This is a genomic window from Photobacterium sanguinicancri (assembly GCF_002265265.1).
GTDB classification, from domain to species: Bacteria; Pseudomonadota; Gammaproteobacteria; order Enterobacterales; family Vibrionaceae; genus Photobacterium; species Photobacterium sanguinicancri.
In genome coordinates this window covers 17,835-36,610 of the sequence record NZ_NOIF01000002.1, presented here as the reverse complement: position 1 = coordinate 36,610, position 18,776 = coordinate 17,835, and the positions used below count along the sequence as shown (strand labels likewise).

The window sequence follows — 18,776 nt, the reverse complement described above, 5'->3', positions numbered from 1 at the left end:
GATAAGAGTAGAGTAGGCATGAAGCAACGAGATATTCAGGTGTTGCAAGAAATGGGGCTGACATATTGGCAGGTCCGTAAGCCAGAATGTTTTCCTGCACTTGAAGTGCCGGTTATCAATTTTCCTGATGATTGCAAACTCCTTTTTATTACTGAAGAGACGCTTACCGAACACGATGCTTGGCTGTTTGGTCGCATCCTGAAAAGTATGAAGCTCACGCCAGAACAAGCATTAATGTTGCCACCAAGTGCGTTAGAGCAACTTGGTCAGCATCAATTGGTATGGTGTTGGATCGCTGGTTGTACTGTGACAGCCCCTGTTGGGGTACAAGCACTACTGTCGGCGGCACTGTCGACCATGCATACTAATCCCGCAGCTAAAAAAGCCCTATGGCAGCAGATCTGTTCTTATGACAATTAATATCGTTCCGTTAGACACACAACATCTTGATGCCGTATGGCATATCGAGCAGGCTGCGCATGCGTTTCCTTGGGCTGAATCTATGGTTCGTGCCGAACCGAGTAAGCGTGCCTGTAATTTTGCGTTATTAGTTGATAATACGCTGGTGGGTTATTGCTTCGGTCAGTTGGTGGCAGGTGAAGCCACTTTGCTAAATATTGCGATTGACCCGCAAGCACAAGGTAAAGGTTACGGTAAAACCTTGCTTGATGGCTTTATGTCACAGATGCGCGATCAGGGTGCGGAAGACATCTGGCTTGAAGTTCGTGCAAGCAATACCCGTGCTTCACACTTGTATGAAGCACTCGGTTTTAATGAAATAAACCGTCGTGAAGGGTACTACCCAGCTGAGAATGGCCGCGAAGACGCATTAATCATGACCTACATGGTAATGTAATCGGATCTTACTCAGGGTTAGCGCTGTTTCTTTGCGGCGACTTTGCGTATAATTCCGCCACTTTTCTGCGCGATACGCGTTTTTCTTTTCTGCACACAAAGAGGTCGAGATGTAATTACTGCGATCTGTTAATTATAACTCCCTGCTGTGCAGGCATTTAATTCTAATTCTCGGGTGAATCATCGGGCTAAACCTAGGTGGTTCATCGGTTATTGAAATCTCTAACAGGATTATCAACGCTTATGTCTTTTCTACAAGAAGTGGGTAAACGCCGTACGTTTGCTATCATTTCTCACCCCGATGCGGGTAAAACAACCATTACCGAAAAAGTATTATTATTCGGAAACGCGATCCAAAAAGCAGGTACCGTTAAAGGCCGTGGTTCTAACCAGCATGCTAAGTCTGACTGGATGGAAATGGAAAAAGAACGTGGTATCTCGGTAACAACGTCGGTGATGCAGTTCCCGTACAACGATTGTCTAGTGAACCTACTTGATACTCCAGGACACGAAGACTTCTCGGAAGATACTTACCGTACGCTAACAGCCGTTGACTCATGTTTGATGGTTATCGATGCAGCAAAAGGTGTCGAAGATCGTACCCGTAAACTGATGGAAGTTACGCGCCTGCGTGATACGCCAATCGTTACCTTTATGAACAAACTTGACCGTGACGTTCGTGACCCAATGGAAGTGCTAGATGAAGTAGAAAGCGAGCTTGGTATGGCTTGTGCTCCTATTTCATGGCCGATTGGTTGTGGTAAAGAATTTAAAGGTGTTTACCATATTCACCGTGATGAAACTATCTTGTACTCGTCTGGTCATGGCCATGAGATCCAAGAAGTACGCACAATTAAAGGTCTCGACAACCCTGAGCTTGATATCGCTGTTGGTGAAGACTTAGCCGCGAGTGTACGTGAAGAACTAGAGCTGGTGATCGGTGCGTGTCCTGAGTTTGATCAAGAGCTTTTCTTAGCGGGTGAGCTAACGCCAGTGTACTTCGGTACTGCATTGGGTAACTTCGGTGTAGACCACATGCTAGACGGTCTAACCAAGTGGGCTCCAGCACCGCAAACGCGTAAAGCGAATGAGCGTGATGTTGAAGCGACGGAAGAGAAATTCTCTGGTTTCGTCTTTAAAATCCAAGCAAACATGGATCCTAAGCACCGTGACCGTATCGCCTTCATGCGCATCGTGTCGGGTACTTACAACCAAGGCATGAAGATGAACCACGTTCGTTCTGGCAAAAATGTCAGCATTTCGGATGCGGTAACCTTTATGGCGGGCGACCGTTCACGTGCAGAGCAAGCATTTGCAGGTGATATCATTGGTTTACACAACCACGGTACGATCCAAATTGGTGATACCTTTACCCAAGGTGAAAATCTGAAGTTTGCGGGTATCCCTAACTTCGCACCTGAATTGTTCCGTCGTATTCGCCTAAAAGATCCACTGAAGCAAAAGCAATTGCTTAAAGGCCTAGTTCAGCTTTCAGAAGAAGGTGCGGTGCAGGTATTCCGTCCGCTACAAAATAACGATCTGATCGTTGGTGCGGTAGGTGTGCTTCAGTTTGATGTGGTTGTTGCTCGCTTGAAAGCAGAGTACAACGTAGAAGCCATTTACGAAGGTATTAACGTAGCAACAGCACGTTGGGTCGAATGTGGTGATGCGAAGAAGTTGGAAGACTTCAAACGTAAGAACCAACAAAACCTTGCGCTAGATGGTGGTGACAACCTGAGTTACATCGCGCCGACTATGGTTAACCTTAACCTAGCTCGCGAGCGTTTCCCAGACGTTGATTTCCGCGCAACACGCGAACACTAATCGCGCGTTGAGTGAAGAGAGTTAATTGTCGAAGCCGTCACTGATGTGACGGCTTTTTTTGTATCTGATAAACAGGGGTATATAGTTAGGTCAATATTCCATTGTGTTCATACAGTCAGGGAGACGAACATGGACCTTGCCGTGGGCATTGCAAAGCAGCCCGACATCTATTCATGGCCTGGTAAAGCGCACCCACTTGGGGCGACGGTTGATGAAGAAGGGGTGAACTTTAGCTTATATTCCAAAGATGCCACCCAAGTGGTACTGCATCTTTTCCATCACCGTAACGATAACGAACCTTTTCTTTCTTTCGATCTTGATCCGTCTATTCATAAACGTGGCCATTATTGGTTTGTATTTATTGCCAATATTGCACATGGGCAGTTATATGCATTTCAAGCTGATGGCCCGTGGCAACCGAAACAAGGGTTACGCTTTGATAAAGAAAAAGTGCTGATCGACCCTTATAGCCATGCCATTTGTTTTAGCGATAATTACCAACGAAGTCGTGCGATTGGTGCAGGATCGAACATGGATACCTGCATGAAAAGTGTGGTGGTTGATCACCAAACATTTGACTGGCAAGGAAGCCAGTCACCGCGCCACTCGTTAACCGATACCGTGATCTATGAAATGCACGTAGCAGGTTTCACCCAACACCCGAATTCAGGCGTAAAGCAGCCTAAACGGGGCACTTATGCTGGCATTATCGATAAAATTCCGTATTTATTATCCCTCGGCGTGACGGCTGTCGAACTGATGCCTGTACAGCAGTTTGATACGTCAGACGCGCCAGAAGGGCGAGATAACTACTGGGGCTACAGCCCAATTAATTTTTTTGCTGTGCATGCTGATTACAGCGTTGCTAATGATCCCCTCGTGGCAATTAACGAATTTAAGTTATTGGTCCGTGAACTGCATAAAGCCGGGATCGAAGTGATTTTAGATGTGGTGTTTAACCATACCGCAGAAGGGGATGAGAACGGCCCGACGTTTTGCTTTAAAGGACTGCAAAATAGCGCGTATTACCTAACCAATAAAGAAACCGGTGAATATGCCAACTACAGTGGCTGTGGTAACACCTGTAACGCGAACCATAGTGTGTTGCGTCGCATGATCATCGATGCGCTTCATTATTGGGTCACAGAAATGAAGGTCGATGGATTCCGCTTTGACTTGGCATCGGTATTAGCCCGAGACAGTGAAGGTAACCCAATGCGCCAGCCGCCCTTATTATGGTCGATCGATTCCGATCCCATTTTAAGCAGTACCAAAATTATTGCTGAAGCGTGGGATGCGGCAGGGCTGTATCAAGTGGGATCTTTTATTGGAGATAGATGGAACGAATGGAACGGTAAATACCGCGATGATGTACGGGCTTTTTGGCGAGGGGACAGTAATAGCGTCGGTGTATTTGCATCACGTATTTTAGGATCACCGGATATCTACGGTTGTCAGCATCATTCACCGCATCGTTCAGTCAATTTCATTTGTGCGCATGACGGCTTCACTTTGAATGACTTGGTAAGCTATAACGAAAAACACAACTGGGCCAACGGGGAAGAGAACCGTGACGGCGATAACCATAATGTGTCATGTAATTATGGTATTGAAGGTCCAACCGAAATAGCTGAAATCGAAAGTCTGCGTCATCGCCAATGTAAAAATATGCTGGCGACGCTATTTTTGTCGTTAGGCACGCCAATGATCAACATGGGGGATGAAGTTCGACGTACCCAGCAAGGCAACAATAATGCCTACTGTCAGAATAACGAATTGAGTTGGTTTGATTGGGATCTTGTTGGTCAGCATGCTGACTTATACCGTTTCGTTTCTTTGCTCAGCCAACTGCGCAGTGCAGAGCCGACATTGGAATGGAACATGCACCGTTCATTGGCATCGGTACTCGATTCAGTCGAAATATGCTGGCATGGTGTTGAGCCACAGCAGCCTGATTGGGGCGAGCGTTCACACTCATTGGCTTTAACGGTTATTCACCCCCTGACTAACGATGAATTATATGTGGTGTGTAATGCTTACTGGGATCCACTTGAATTTACGATTCCCGATTGTGATCAAAGCGACTGGCATTTAGTGATAGATACGGCAGCAGATAGCCCACATGATATTTATGCGGTTGATGATGCGCCACGTTATCCGCAAAATAGTATTTTGGTCAAAGGACGTAGCATGGTGGTGATGGTGGCTAAAACCCCAGATTCTCCGTGAGTAATTTGAGCCAGTAACTGAAGCAATAAAGGTTGGCGGGAAAATATGTGGCAACGAATTAAAGCGATGGTAAGCCGTGGTATCGCGTATTACGACAAATGGTGTCAGCAGATGGGGTTAACTGCTGAAAATCGCCGTAGTTGTGCACCAGTACGTTATGACGACGATGATCCACGCCACCCTACTTATCATCGTAATAATGGTGATAGTGATGGCGGTAAACCATCATCCTCTTGTAACAAGGAGAACCCGCCATGCTGATAGATAGCCACTGCCATTTTGATTTTGAACCCTTCGCTCAAGATCCCGCTCATTTTCTTGCATTGGCTCAACAGCAAGGTGTAGAGAAGCTGGTAGTGCCAGCAATAGGCCAACGTAACTGGCTGCAAGTCACCCAGCTAGCAGCGCAGTTTCCTGATATTTACTTTGCTCTTGGCTTACACCCTTTCTTTAGTGCTGAGCATACAGATGATGCTTTAGCGCAACTCGAATTAGCTTTAGGGCTGCAGCAAGATAATAGCCAGTGTGTCGCGATAGGCGAGTGTGGGTTGGATTTTGCTGTTGCAGATGCAATGAACGAACCGTTGCGGCAACGTCAGCAACAGCAACGGTGGCTGGAAGGGCAGCTTGAATTAGCCAATCGCCATCAGTTACCTGTGATACTCCATTGCCGAAAAGCGTTTCCTGAACTGATGAAATTATTGAGACAAAATCCACCCAAACAAGGCGGTGTGTACCATGCTTTTAGTGGTAGCTATCAGCAGGCAACACAACTACTTGATCTAGGTATCAGAATTGGGGTTGGTGGCACCATTACTTATAGTCGAGCGCATAAAACTCGCACTACAATGACTAAGTTGCCATTGGCAGCCTTAATGTTAGAAACCGATTCGCCAGATATGCCCGTAGCAGGCTTTCAAGGACAGCCTAATCGTCCTGAACGCTTATGCGTCATATTGCAATGCTTGGCCGCTCTCAGAACGGAATCTGAACGAGAAATAGCAAGGGAAACGAGCTTAACCACTGCTGAACTTTTCGCCATTCCACTGTGAGCTTGATCTCAAAAGACAAACGTTTGCGTCAACCGATTGCGTAGCTTGCTTTCTTTTGTGTGATCACTGTCATGCTTTGCGTTAAACGTTCACATTCTTTCCTTATAAAGTGTGATGTTGGCATTACTTTATCGGCTCTAGCATAAGTATAATGCGCCGAACTCATTTATGAGCCTAATTGTCGAGACGCCAAATTTAACTAAAGGATCCATAAACCATGAGCCTGTTTATGAGCCTGGTTGGGATGGTAGTATTGCTAGCAATCGCAGTACTGTTATCGGACAACCGTAAAGCTATTAATCTACGTACTGTTGGTGGCGCTTTTGCCATTCAATTCTTGTTAGGTGCATTCGTTCTGTATGTACCTGTTGGTCGTGACGTGCTTTATGGCATGTCACAAGCTGTAGCGAATGTAATTGGTTACGGTAATGACGGTATCAACTTCCTATTCGGTGGTTTAACGTCAGACAAAATGTTTGAATTATTCGGTGGCGGCGGTTTCGTATTCGCATTGCGTGTACTACCAGTTATCGTATTCTTCTCTGCATTGATCAGCGTACTTTACTACCTAGGTGTGATGCAGGTTGTTATCAACGCACTAGGCGGTGGTCTACAGAAAGCACTGGGTACATCTCGTGCGGAATCTATGTCTGCAACAGCAAACATCTTCGTAGGTCAAACGGAAGCACCATTGGTGATTCGTCCGTTCGTACCTAAAATGACTCAATCTGAGCTGTTTGCAGTAATGTGTGGTGGTCTAGCATCTGTAGCGGGTGGTGTACTAGCAGGCTACGCATCAATGGGTGTGCCACTAGAATACCTAATCGCAGCATCTTTCATGGCTGCACCGGGTGGTCTACTATTTGCTAAAATCATCAAACCTGAAACTGAAGAGCCAATTGAGCAACTAGCTGGCGATGAAGCACAAGGTGATGACAAACCAGCTAACGTGATTGACGCAGCAGCGGCAGGCGCATCTTCTGGTATGCAACTAGCACTTAACGTAGGTGCAATGCTACTAGCATTCATCGGTTTGATTGCACTAATCAACGGTATGCTAGGTGGCATCGGTGGTTGGTTCGGTATGCCTGAACTAACACTAGAGCTAATCCTTGGTTACGTATTCTCTCCTCTTGCATTCCTAATCGGTGTGCCATGGGAAGAAGCAACCATCGCAGGTTCTTTCATCGGTCAGAAACTGGTAGTAAACGAATTCGTTGCTTACCTAAACTTTGCCCCTTACCTAGGTGAAGCGGCTGAAGTTGTTCTTTCTGATAAAACGAAAGCAATCATCTCATTCGCACTTTGTGGTTTTGCTAACTTATCTTCTGTAGCAATCCTACTAGGTGGTCTTGGTGGTCTTGCACCAAGCCGTCGTCATGAAATTGCACGTTTCGGTATGAAAGCTGTAGCTGCAGGTACATTATCTAACCTAATGTCTGCAACAATTGCTGGTCTATTCGTGACTATCAACGCAATGTAATACGACACCTTGTCGAATTGAAAAACGCCACAGCCTTGCTGTGGCGTTTTTGTATCTGCTTATTACGCCTATCCTGAATCCCGATTGTTATTCTCTCTTTCTGTTCCGTTCTGCCCAGCCCCCAGATCTCAGATCTTTTGTGAGGTTTACAGCGTCTGCTGTTTGCTCACCGATATTCTTGTATATTTTTGTATGAATAATTTAATGGTTTTTATTCTTTCAACAGAATTGGTAAAAACAACAGTCTGGCTTAAAATTAAAGCCATAAAATCGATTGCGCTCCCTTTTATCACGATTCACTTTGCTAACATTAGTTGCATGAACAAGGTCGGATAAGGCGAGATAGGGTCTACACTCATAGTTAAATTTCACAGCAAGAAGAGTGCTGTTATGGGTGAAGTATTATTATCTATCTTTGCTGGTTTTATTGTCGGTGTGTTGTTTTCAGCAATTAAACTACCTATCCCTGCTCCCCCTGTTTTACCTGGGGTTATGGGGATTGTCGGTGTATACCTTGGTGGGGTTTCGTATCAATGGATTATTGAGCGGTTCTTTACTGGTTGAATTTGCAATGTTTAGTTTAAGTTGTTGAAAGTAAGTCGTTTAGTTTGAATTTTGTAGGTAAACAGATTGTCTACACCTGGAAACACGACTTTGATGGTGGCATGGATCTTACCTTGGTATGATGGGGTTATCATCCTAATGTGATGAGTGCTTTAACAGCATTCCCTAACGTGATGGGAACTGTCACGTTTCTGCTGTGAATGGCAAAAGCAAGGTGTACCCTCCACCTTGCGCGGTGAAAAAGGATGTCGATTGAGCGCAATAACGAGATTGCCTCGATTCTTCAAGGAGCAAGTCCGCTCAGTGAGCAGTTCACGCTGTGTGAGCTGTTTGACTTAGTAATATTATTGGACTCTGGAGATAGTCATGAGCGAATTAAACACTGCTGCACTACGCGCACTAAAATTAATGGATCTTACCACTCTTAACGATGACGACACTGATGCAAAAGTGATCGAGCTTTGTAAGAACGCGAAGACAGCAGTAGGTAATACTGCAGCAGTATGTATCTACCCACGTTTTATCCCTGTTGCTAAAAAGCAACTACGTGAGCAAGGTACGCCTGATGTACGTATCGCAACCGTTACTAACTTCCCACACGGTAACGACGACATCGACATCGCAGTAGCTGAAACAAAAGCAGCTGTTGCATACGGTGCAGACGAAGTGGATGTAGTATTCCCATACCGTGCACTGATCGCAGGCAACGAAGAAGTTGGCTTCGAGCTAGTTAAACAATGTAAAGCAGCATGTGGCGATATCCTACTGAAAGTAATTATCGAAACGGGCGAACTAAAAGAAGAAGCGCTAATCATTAAAGCGTCTGAAATCTCTATTAAAGCCGGTGCTGATTTCATCAAAACATCAACAGGTAAAGTGCCTGTAAACGCAACGCCAGAATCTGCAGAGATCATGCTTACTGTGATCAAGAACATGGGCGTAGCAAAAACTGTTGGCTTCAAGCCTGCAGGTGGTGTGCGTACAGCTGAAGACGCACAAACATACTTAGCAATGGCAGATCGCCTGCTAGGTGCTGAGTGGGCTGACAACATGCACTACCGTTTTGGTGCATCAAGCCTACTAGCAAATCTGCTTAACACGTTAGGTGAAGGCGAAAAAGCGGCTGAAGGCGGCTACTAAGTCTGAACAATAAGGTGGTGCTTGCCACCACCTTTATTTCCCCATACTTTGCAAAGGCTAGATGCTTATTCGTAAGCGTCCGACCTCTTACACTCAAAAAACAGCAAAGTATGCACCCTACACCCAATCTAACAGGGGCAGATCATGTACTTACCTCAAGAAATTATCAGAAAAAAACGCGACAACGTTATTCTAACAACAGACGAAATTAACTTTTTTATTCAAGGCATTGCAAAAGACACGGTATCTGAAGGTCAGATCGCTGCGTTTGCGATGGCAATTTATTTCAACGACATGACGATGGATGAGCGTGTAGCACTAACGTGTGCAATGCGTGATTCAGGTATGGTGATTGACTGGAGCCATATGGACTTCGGCGGTCCAATCGTTGATAAGCACTCAACAGGCGGCGTGGGTGATGTAACATCACTGATGCTAGGCGCAATGGTTGCGGCTTGTGGTGGTTTTGTTCCTATGATTTCAGGCCGTGGTCTGGGTCATACTGGTGGTACGCTTGATAAGCTAGAAGCGATCCCTGGTTACAACATTACTCCAACCAATGATGTGTTCGGTAAAGTCACTAAAGAAGCTGGCGTAGCGATCATTGGTCAAACTGGCGATTTAGCACCAGCGGATAAGCGTGTGTACGCAACCCGTGACGTAACGGCAACGGTTGATAACATCTCATTGATCACCGCGTCTATCTTGTCGAAGAAACTGGCGGCAGGTTTAGGTTCATTGATCATGGATGTTAAAGTAGGTTCTGGCGCATTTATGCCAACTTACGAAGCGTCTGAAGAACTTGCTAACTCTATCGTCGCTGTTGCAAATGGTGCAGGTACACGTACTACCGCATTACTAACAGACATGAACCAAGTGTTGGCATCAACAGCAGGTAATGCGTTAGAAGTGCGCGAAGCGGTGCAATTCTTAACAGGTGAATACCGTAACCCTCGCTTGTTTGAAGTGACCATGGCACTGTGTGCTGAAATGTTACTAATTAGTGGTTTAGCTAGCGACTTAGAACAAGCGCGCGCTAAGTTACAAGCAGTACTTGATAATGGCCAAGCGGCTGAACGCTTTGGCAAAATGGTAGCCGGTTTAGGTGGCCCTGTAGATTTCATGGAAAACTACAATAACTACCTCGACACAGCTGAAATCGTGAAACCTGTGTTTGCGGATGCAGCGCAGCTTGCGGGTGCAACTAACTTTGCTTCGGCGATGGACACTCGTGGTCTTGGCATGGCAGTGGTTGGTATGGGCGGTGGTCGCCGTGTTGCTAGCGACACTATTGATTACGCCGTTGGTCTTAGCGATATGATCCGTTTAGGTGATGAAGTTTACGCTGATACCCCACTTGCTATGGTACACGCACGTAGTGAAGCACAGTGGGAAGAAGCAGCGAAAGCGGTTCGCCAATCGATCAGTGTGTCTGAGCAAAAACCTGAAGCTACCCCAGAAGTTTACCGCCGCGTTCGCGCGGAAGATGTTTAATTCGGAGTCAATATGAAACGTTCAATAATCCTAGTACTAGATTCATTCGGTATTGGTGCCACAGAAGATGCCGTCGATTTCGGTGATGTTGGCGCGAACACCATGGGTCACATTGCACAAGCTTGTGCACGCGGTGAAGCGGATAACGGTGAACGTAGTGGTCCTCTACACCTGCCTAACTTAAACAAACTAGGTTTGGGTAAAGCATGTGAAGAATCTTCAGGTTACTTCCCTGAAGGTTTGGATGCGAATGTAGAAATCACTGGCGCTTACGGCCATGCGAAAGAGTTGTCGTCGGGTAAAGATACCCCGTCAGGCCACTGGGAAATCGCTGGCGTACCTGTATTGTTTGATTGGGGTTACTTTACTGATCACAGCAACAGCTTCCCGCAAGAATTACTAGATAGCATTGTTGAACGTGCCAACCTACCGGGTTACCTAGGTAACTGCCATGCATCGGGTACACAAGTACTGGATGACTTGGGTGAAGAGCACATGAAAACGGGCAAACCTATTTTCTATACCTCGGCTGACTCGGTATTCCAAATTGCATGTCACGAAGAAACATACGGTCTAGATAACTTACTAGAACTATGCCAAATCGTGCGTGAAGAATTGGAAGACTACAACATTGGTCGTGTTATCGCGCGTCCATTCGTGGGTGCAGGCAAAGGGCAATTTGAGCGTACGGGTAACCGTCGTGATTTGTCTGTTGAGCCACCAGCGCCAACGTTCTTACAAAAACTGGTTGAAGAGAAAAACGGCGACGTGATTTCAATCGGTAAGATCTCTGATATTTATGCGGGCTGCGGTATCACTAAAAAAGTGAAAGCGACAGGCATTCCAGACTTGTTTGAAGCAACGCTTGAGCAAATCAAACAAGCGGGTGATAACAGCTTAGTGTTCACTAACTTTGTCGATTTTGACTCAGCATACGGCCACCGTCGTAATGTTGCAGGCTACGCAGCGGCACTTGAATACTTTGATAAGCGTCTACCTGAAGTACTTGAACTACTGCAAGAAGACGATGTACTTATCCTAACGGCAGACCACGGTTGTGATCCAACGTGGGAAGGTACAGACCATACACGTGAGCACATCCCTGTGATTGTTGCTGGCCCTAAAGTACCAGCAGGCTCACTGGGCCGTCGCGAGACATTTGCAGATATCGGTCAAAGTCTTGCTGCGCACCACGGTGTATCAGACATGGATTACGGCAAGTCTTTCTTGTAATTCAAAAAGACAGCAGAGTGTGGAGCCACACTCGCTGTTAAGCAGACAGATCAAAGTAAAGTCGCTGTTTCTGGTTATGATAAATGAGATGCAGAAACCGCGATCACTAATTATGATTTATCAACGAGCAAGCTCCAAATGGGCGCTCGTTGAAACGAAAAGGAAATAACCATGGCTACTCCACATATTAATGCTGAAATGGGTGATTTTGCAGACGTAGTACTAATGCCGGGTGACCCGCTACGTGCTAAGTACATCGCTGAAACATTTTTAGACGACGCCAAAGAAGTGTGTAACGTTCGTAGCATGCTTGGTTTTACTGGTACTTACAAAGGCCGTAAAATTTCAGTAATGGGCCACGGTATGGGTATCCCATCGTGCTCTATCTACGCAACTGAGCTAATCAAAGATTTCGGCGTAAAGAAAATCATCCGTGTTGGTAGCTGTGGCGCGGTACGTGACGATGTAAACCTACGTGATGTTGTTATCGGTATGGGTGCATCAACAGATTCTAAAGTTAACCGCATTCGTTTTGGCGATCACGACTTTGCAGCGCTAGCTGACTACGGCATGGTACAAAATGCCGTAGACGCAGCGAAAGCAAAAGGTGTTGACGTTAAAGTGGGTAACATCTTCTCGGCTGATTTGTTCTACAACCCAGATTTCAGCTTCTTCCAAACAATGAAGAAGTACGGCATCGTGGGTGTTGAAATGGAAGCCGCAGGCATCTACGGTCTAGCGGCAGAGTTTGGTGCTAAAGCACTGACTATCTGTACTGTGTCTGACCACATCCTACGTGGTGAAGCGACAACATCTGAAGAGCGTCAACTGACGTTCAACGACATGATGGAAATCGCACTAGAATCTGTTCTTCTAGGTGATGCTGAATAAGCTGAACACATTAAAACTAAGCGGTTAGATAGTAAAAAAGACGACTGAAAAGTCGTCTTTTTTTGTCTGCTATTTAGTCCTAAATAAGCTTGCTACAGTGGACTAATCTTTTGCGTTGGCTGTCAGTAAATAAGGGAAATGCCAAATATCTTTACGGCGGCCAAAGGTAAAGGCAAGTAGGAAACCGATAAAGAGCGCAGCAATCACTAAGCCACGGACAATATTGGTCATTCCTTCGATTTCACTGGTCGCGTGTTCGACGAGCTTACCGTGTTCTAAGGTAATACGTAAAAAGCCAATCACTTGTTCACCAGACAAGATAGGTTCGATTACTTGTTGGCGGCCATAACTGGCGACAGACAAGGGAGTGGATAGCCCTGTGACTTGCTCGATAGGCATCGACTCTTCGGTCCGCGCAACTGTTCGCCCTTCCAGATCATAGATAGTGGCATCTAAAATAAGAGCTTCTTGTGACAAGCGCTGCACTAGCACTTGTAGCTTATCTTGGTTTTTATCTATCACATCACTTGAGGCTGTTTCAGCCGCTTGACGTACTAAAAGACGTGAGAGTGTTTGGGTTTGTTCGCTGAGCATGAGGTAGTTACGCGTATTCAGCTGCGACCCGTACTCCAGCATGGCGACAATACCAGCAAAGCAAGCGAGTAATACAAAGGCTTGCCAGAAGCGTTTGAGCCGTGTTGTTTTAAATTTCATCATGGTTATGTCTTCCAAAAGCGCCCCAAGTACATCGCATTATGCTTTACTTATTCTTATGTATTACTTTGTACATTGCATTGTACCCATCATTTTTGCCATAGTGGGGCGGTGGCTTATTCTATGGTGTTCAGGTACTTTGATGGTGCAGAGCAGTATACCAGCGTTTCTTTAAAGCGGAAAAAAACTCGATAATACTCTTGTTAAAACGCTAGAGTATAGAGAGCGCGAAAGCCGCTAAACGCTACGATGTCGAGTGTTTATACCCATGGCCGTTTCACCCAACACCATGAGTATAACTACTTCACAAGGATGATGAATTTTGCTGACCATTAGAAAACATACGTTGCTGCAACAGCGATTCCCCGAGATTGTCGCTACGCCAAATTTAGTGAAACAAAAAGCGGCGACGTTGATTTATGGCCGCACAGTAACCTCTGTTCAATTAGACGACATTAGTGCAAAGGCGGATGAAACCCTGCAGGTTGTTGCCGCATGGAAAGTCGGGGGATATGACGCAGTATTAGTCAGTAATGCTTTGCAGGATCAATTATATCAAGCTGTTATTGAACACTCGCTTGATGCGGTTGCGACGGCAGATTTACCCGATTTAGAAGATCCTGGACTCGTGTTGATGGACATGGATTCCACCGCGATCGAAATTGAGTGTATTGATGAAATCGCCAAGCTTGCTGGGGTCGGCGAGCAAGTGGCGAAAGTAACAGAACGTGCAATGCAAGGTGAACTCGATTTTGAAGCAAGCCTACGCCAGCGGGTGGGAACGTTAGAAGGGGCAGATGAAGCCATTTTAGCGCAAGTACGTGACCACCTGCCTATGATGCCTGAACTGCGAGAGCTGGTCGAAACATTGCAGCATTATGGCTGGAAAGTCGCAATTGCTTCAGGTGGCTTCACGTACTTTTCTGATTATCTGAAAGACGAACTGGGTTTAGTACATGCGCAAGCCAATACCCTAGAGATTGTTGATGGCAAGCTGACAGGTAAAGTGCTCGGTGATGTCGTGGACGCCCAAGCTAAAGCTGATGTGCTGGTCGAGCTGGCTGAACATTATGATATTCCTTACCATAATACCGTTGCGGTTGGGGATGGCGCTAACGATCTCGTCATGATGGCCGCGGCAGGGTTAGGCATTGCTTATCACGCGAAACCCAAAGTTGAAGCGAAAGCCGATGCTGTCATTCGCTTTGCTGATTTAGGCGGTGTGATGTGTATTTTATCGGCTTCGCTCTTACCGCAAGGGCTGAACTGGTAATAACCCGAACCTTGGTACTTTTTCATCCTGGCTCAAAGAATGTGTGGGCTAGATAAACAAAACGCCAGTCATTGACTGGCGTTATTGCAGGTGTCTTTTCATGGACTGCGATGCAGTGTGGCTTCTTAGCTGAGTTCTAGACGCACTAACACTTCATCTGTCACGTCATAGATTTCGCCACAGCCAATCAGTGAGGTAAATTCAACCTCTAGCGCGCGCGCACGGTGTAAGGTTAAGCGTGCTAATTCCCCTAACTCTTTGCCTGTTAATGCCGTAAGAGGGTTCAGAACAGGCACGGCTGTCACACGGATAGCGAAAAACTCCCCTTTCTCACGCGCTTGTTGAATAAAGCGAATGCGATGCTCGGTATTAATGAATTCATCTACTGACTTGCTCGCCATTTTCTCGATAACGCCCCCTTCGCGCTTTACCCATAAATACACTTCGTTAAGGTAAGGGGCTTTTACTTCTACCGGACGCATGGTTTCTGACAGCATCTTGTTGACTCTATTTTGGAAAATAGGTGACACAGAGAAATGATGGTCATTGGTTAGCTGGTTAAATAACTTGGGTAAGGGGGCCAGCGGGAAGTTACAGCCAATGGCTTTTACTTTTGCCTTATGATCCACTTTTTCAGCAAAGTAGGGGGTGCTATTTAATCGCGTTAATAACATTTGGTGCATCGCGAGTAATAGCTCACCTTCGGGTTGCTGCTCGTGGCAAACCCGCAACCGAGCTTCATTGTTTTTGATCAGCCGACGTAAAAAGCCTTCTCCTTTGGCGGCATCAGAGCCTGAACCTGTGGTCAGTTGAATATTGCAGCGATTCGGGCTGACACGCACCACACGATAAGGCATGCAATGCAACGGCGCATTACGATCAATTTTCTGTAGCTCGTTAAAGCGAATATTAACCTTGTCATTGCGCTTTAAGGCGACAGGCTCACAGAGTTGTAAGTTTAGCCCTCGGGTTGAGAAATCGATTGAGGCACCAATGGTTTTACCTAGCGTTGGATGACTCAGCTCTAGCGGGGTTTTGAACAAGTAACGCTCTTCACTGCGCTGCGGCTTAGGATCGAAGTAGATCCCTTGTGCCTTGGCGATAGGGTTACGTTGATGGCGGAAAACCTGAAGCGCATTTGAACTCAGCTGTGACTTGGCGGATAAGCGGTAATCGGCTTTGGCTTCTTGGTGGGTTAAGTCTTGTAAAATACCAATGTGCGTTAGTGAGTTAAGCTGCTCTTGCATTTCTGGCGCCAGGGCTTGTAAGTAATTTAAATCTTCTTCGCCCAGCGGATATACCGTCACTTTGGTGACCCGCCAGCTTTCACGTGCTGCGCCAATGTGCCAAAACAAACGACGCTGTTCTTGCGTCATTTCAGGCAGTGCAGCAGAGTAAAAATGGGTTTTGTTTTCGTGTTCATGGGTAAAGCTGTACAACAAGGTACTGCATTGCTTTAAGCCATCTTTGCCAAGGATCGCCATGCGATTTGCTGACAGCAGATGGTTAATCACCGGCTGATTACGCTCATCATGCCAGTAATCCCAAATATGGCGGTTATGATCAGTCAGTAAACTGTATTTCAGCTCGGTACCTGCAAAAAATAACGGAATGTTGGCCGTGTGTTTTAAATAGCAGTGTTCGTAGCCGATGGTACGGGTTTGGATCACTTTATCTTCGTGATCGTTACGTGACTTATTTGGGTTTGCTGCTTGGTAGCGAGCTATTGCTGCTTGAATGCCGCCACTGTCTGATAGTGCTAACAGTCGTAGCCATTTGTAGCTGTCGTTGTCGGGGTTGTCATCAATCCCCAATACCCGATAGGTGACTTCTGCATGCTTACGTAAATCAGGGAATTTCTCGGCAATATCAGTAAACGCGACATTAATGGTTTGGCCAAGGTGGTAATTAAATGCCGATGGCACTTTGATTTTGGCGCCAGAGCTGGAAATGTCAGAAGTAATACCGTGCACGGCTTGCCCGAGCGGTAAGGTTAAATTCACCGGCGTTGACACTTGGGTGCGGTTTTCGCCACGGGTAAGATAATGACCAAAGCGAATCGCATCGACGTCAAATTGACTATCACGACTACTGATTGGCCCAGAGGCGGTATTGGGACTGAATTTACCTTGCTTGTGCAATACCCGAAAATTATTACGGGTATTCACTAATGCTTCGTACACACCAACTCGGTAGATATTACCGTATTGTTTGATGCGCTTGTGGTAGGTGTTAATCGCGACATCATCAAGGAAGTGTTTGATCCCATCGAGAAGATACTCACGGCATTCGCCATTGACTCGCCCACGCAGATCAACCGTTTTATGGCATCGCGCCATTATGCGGTTTAATTCCAACTTTATTTGTAAGCGCGTTGGCCCTGTTTCGTCTTGCGTTAGCATTTGAAAAACGTGCTCAAAGTCACTGCTATCGTAAACAGGGATAAGTTGCTCAATTAATCCTTTATAATCGTCCAGCTGCATGGGTTCTTCTGATAGTTTACGTCTTCAGTTATTATCTGTATTTTGGCGCAAAAGTTTAGTCATTAATGGCAATAAATTGACAAAAAAGTCATTTTGTTATGCTTTTTGAGTATTGTGCATAATTTAGTAGAAAAATTAGGGTGAAAAATGGCCAAAACAAAGCGCGCGTATGTCTGTAGTGACTGTGGCGCAGACTTCCCTCGATGGCAAGGACAATGCAGTGCTTGTGCGGCATGGAATACAATTACAGAATTCACTATCCCTAAAACAAAAGCGGCGGTAGGGGCGGCAAGTGCAACGAATAGTTATGCAGGCGCAGCCACCAAAGTACAGAAACTTTCGGAAGTAAAAGCAACGGATGTACCCCGTTATAGTTCGGGTATTACCGAGCTTGATCGTGTCTTGGGTGGCGGTATTGTGCCGGGGTCTGTTTTATTACTTTGTGGTGATCCTGGCGCAGGTAAATCGACCCTGTTGTTACAAAGTATCGGTGCGGTTGCGGAACATAAATCAGCGCTTTACGTCTCGGGTGAGGAATCGATCAATCAGATCTCTCAACGAGCGGTACGTTTGAACACCCCTAACCTAGATAAAATCAATGTCGTTGCTGAAACGTCAGTAGAACAGATTTTGAATTTGGTTGCCCAGCAAAAAGCGGACTTTGTGATCATCGATTCGATCCAAACCATGACAGTGGCACACAATGATTCAGCGGCGGGTAGCCCGAGCCAAGTGAAAGAGTCCGCTGCGGCGTTAACGCGTTACGCAAAAACAGAAGGTGTGACCTTCCTTATCATCGGTCACATTAATAAAGATTCAAACGTCGCAGGCCCAATGCAGCTGATCCACATTGTTGATGGCTTGTTTGCGTTGTCATCAACGTCGGATGAAAAGTTCCGCGTATTACGCACTTCAAAAAACCGTTTCGGTGCCGATTCGGAATCGTGCTTTTTTGCCATGACCGAGCAAGGTATGAAGCAGGTGAAGAACCCATCGGCTATTTTCTTGAGCCGCTCCGATAAGAACCACGCAGGCTCAACCTGTACCACCTTATGGGAAGGCACACGACCGTTGCTGGTGGAAATCCAAGCCTTGTGTAATACCTCGGTGACTGAAAATCCACGTCGCTTATCGGTGGGTTATGATCATAACCGCTTAGCGATGTCGATTGCGGTATTAGCGCGTCATGGTGGGGTGATGCTGACTGACATGGATATCTTTGTGAACTGTGTCGGCGGGATCAAAATTGAAGAAACGTCGGCAGATTTAGCGGTATTGCTGGCGATTTTCTCCAGCTTTAAAAATGCGCCCATTCCGCAAGATGTTTTAGTATTTGGTGAGATTGGCCTTAATGCCGATATTCGCCCAGCCGCTAATGGTGTCGAGCGTATCCGCGAAGCGGCGAAGCAAGGCTTTACCCGCGCGATAGTCCCTAAGGCGAACGCCAGCCGTCAGGTGAGCGGGATTGAAATTATTGCCGTCGAAGATCTGCAAGAAGCGCTGGCCGCATTTGATCGCGTCAGCTAATCGAACCTGCTGAT

General features: G+C 46.2%; 16 protein-coding genes. 14 read left to right on the top strand and 2 right to left on the bottom strand.

Annotated elements, in window-relative coordinates; genetic code table 11:
* The first annotated feature begins 18 nt into the window (after positions 1-18).
* The 12 genes from ASV53_RS00600 to deoD all read left to right on the top strand — a co-directional run bounded on the left by ASV53_RS00600 (position 19) and on the right by deoD (position 12,765).
* The gene (locus ASV53_RS00600; RefSeq protein ID WP_094955722.1) at positions 19-420 is read left to right on the top strand and encodes a DNA polymerase III subunit psi; all 402 of its coding nucleotides are present in this window, start codon (positions 19-21) and stop codon (positions 418-420) included.
* Complete coding sequence (rimI, locus tag ASV53_RS00595; RefSeq protein ID WP_062691305.1) at positions 410-856, top strand: ribosomal protein S18-alanine N-acetyltransferase; 447 nt, start codon at positions 410-412, stop codon at positions 854-856. The genes ASV53_RS00600 and rimI overlap by 11 nt, the downstream gene beginning before the upstream one ends.
* A 242-nt stretch (positions 857-1,098) precedes the next feature.
* The gene (gene prfC, locus ASV53_RS00590; protein WP_062691306.1) at positions 1,099-2,679 is read left to right on the top strand and encodes a peptide chain release factor 3; all 1,581 of its coding nucleotides are present in this window, start codon (positions 1,099-1,101) and stop codon (positions 2,677-2,679) included.
* 129 nt (positions 2,680-2,808) lie between these two features.
* Positions 2,809-4,908 (top strand): glycogen debranching protein GlgX, encoded by a 2,100-nt coding sequence (glgX, locus tag ASV53_RS00585; RefSeq protein ID WP_094955721.1) that lies wholly within the window; start codon positions 2,809-2,811, stop codon positions 4,906-4,908.
* A 45-nt stretch (positions 4,909-4,953) separates the two neighbouring features.
* On the top strand, positions 4,954-5,169 hold the full coding sequence (locus ASV53_RS00580) for a DUF5363 family protein (RefSeq protein WP_094955720.1): 216 nt from the start codon (positions 4,954-4,956) through the stop codon (positions 5,167-5,169).
* Positions 5,163-5,960 (top strand): TatD family hydrolase, encoded by a 798-nt coding sequence (locus ASV53_RS00575; RefSeq protein WP_189337797.1) that lies wholly within the window; start codon positions 5,163-5,165, stop codon positions 5,958-5,960. The genes ASV53_RS00580 and ASV53_RS00575 overlap by 7 nt, the downstream gene beginning before the upstream one ends.
* A gap of 217 nt (positions 5,961-6,177) precedes the next feature.
* Positions 6,178-7,443 (top strand): NupC/NupG family nucleoside CNT transporter, encoded by a 1,266-nt coding sequence (locus ASV53_RS00570; protein ID WP_062691308.1) that lies wholly within the window; start codon positions 6,178-6,180, stop codon positions 7,441-7,443.
* Between the two features lie 390 nt (positions 7,444-7,833).
* Positions 7,834-8,007, top strand: coding sequence for a XapX domain-containing protein (locus ASV53_RS00565; RefSeq protein ID WP_094955719.1), 174 nt, complete (start codon positions 7,834-7,836; stop codon positions 8,005-8,007).
* A 366-nt stretch (positions 8,008-8,373) separates the two neighbouring features.
* On the top strand, positions 8,374-9,147 hold the full coding sequence (deoC, locus tag ASV53_RS00560; RefSeq protein ID WP_094955718.1) for a deoxyribose-phosphate aldolase: 774 nt from the start codon (positions 8,374-8,376) through the stop codon (positions 9,145-9,147).
* A gap of 144 nt (positions 9,148-9,291) precedes the next feature.
* Positions 9,292-10,641 (top strand): thymidine phosphorylase, encoded by a 1,350-nt coding sequence (gene deoA, locus ASV53_RS00555; RefSeq protein WP_062691309.1) that lies wholly within the window; start codon positions 9,292-9,294, stop codon positions 10,639-10,641.
* 12 nt (positions 10,642-10,653) lie between these two features.
* The gene (locus ASV53_RS00550) at positions 10,654-11,874 is read left to right on the top strand and encodes a phosphopentomutase (RefSeq protein ID WP_062691310.1); all 1,221 of its coding nucleotides are present in this window, start codon (positions 10,654-10,656) and stop codon (positions 11,872-11,874) included.
* 171 nt (positions 11,875-12,045) lie between these two features.
* On the top strand, positions 12,046-12,765 hold the full coding sequence (gene deoD, locus ASV53_RS00545; protein WP_094955717.1) for a purine-nucleoside phosphorylase: 720 nt from the start codon (positions 12,046-12,048) through the stop codon (positions 12,763-12,765).
* Between the two features lie 102 nt (positions 12,766-12,867).
* Here the strand turns inward: deoD and ASV53_RS00540 are convergent, their stop codons facing one another.
* Positions 12,868-13,482, bottom strand: a complete 615-nt coding sequence (locus tag ASV53_RS00540; RefSeq protein WP_062691312.1) for a YtjB family periplasmic protein — start codon at positions 13,480-13,482, stop codon at positions 12,868-12,870.
* A gap of 319 nt (positions 13,483-13,801) precedes the next feature.
* On the opposite strand from ASV53_RS00540, the gene serB reads away from it, so the two are divergent.
* Entirely contained in the window at positions 13,802-14,752 is a 951-nt protein-coding gene (serB, locus tag ASV53_RS00535) for a phosphoserine phosphatase (RefSeq protein WP_094955716.1), read from the top strand.
* A 125-nt stretch (positions 14,753-14,877) separates the two neighbouring features.
* Here serB and ASV53_RS00530 read toward each other — a convergent pair whose 3' ends face one another.
* Positions 14,878-17,235 (bottom strand): PilZ domain-containing protein, encoded by a 2,358-nt coding sequence (locus ASV53_RS00530; RefSeq protein ID WP_094955715.1) that lies wholly within the window; start codon positions 17,233-17,235, stop codon positions 14,878-14,880.
* Positions 17,236-17,382: 147 nt separating this feature from the next.
* Here ASV53_RS00530 and radA point away from each other — a divergent pair, with 147 nt between their 5' ends.
* Entirely contained in the window at positions 17,383-18,762 is a 1,380-nt protein-coding gene (radA, locus tag ASV53_RS00525; RefSeq protein ID WP_094955714.1) for a DNA repair protein RadA, read from the top strand.
* Positions 18,763-18,776 lie beyond the last annotated feature (14 nt).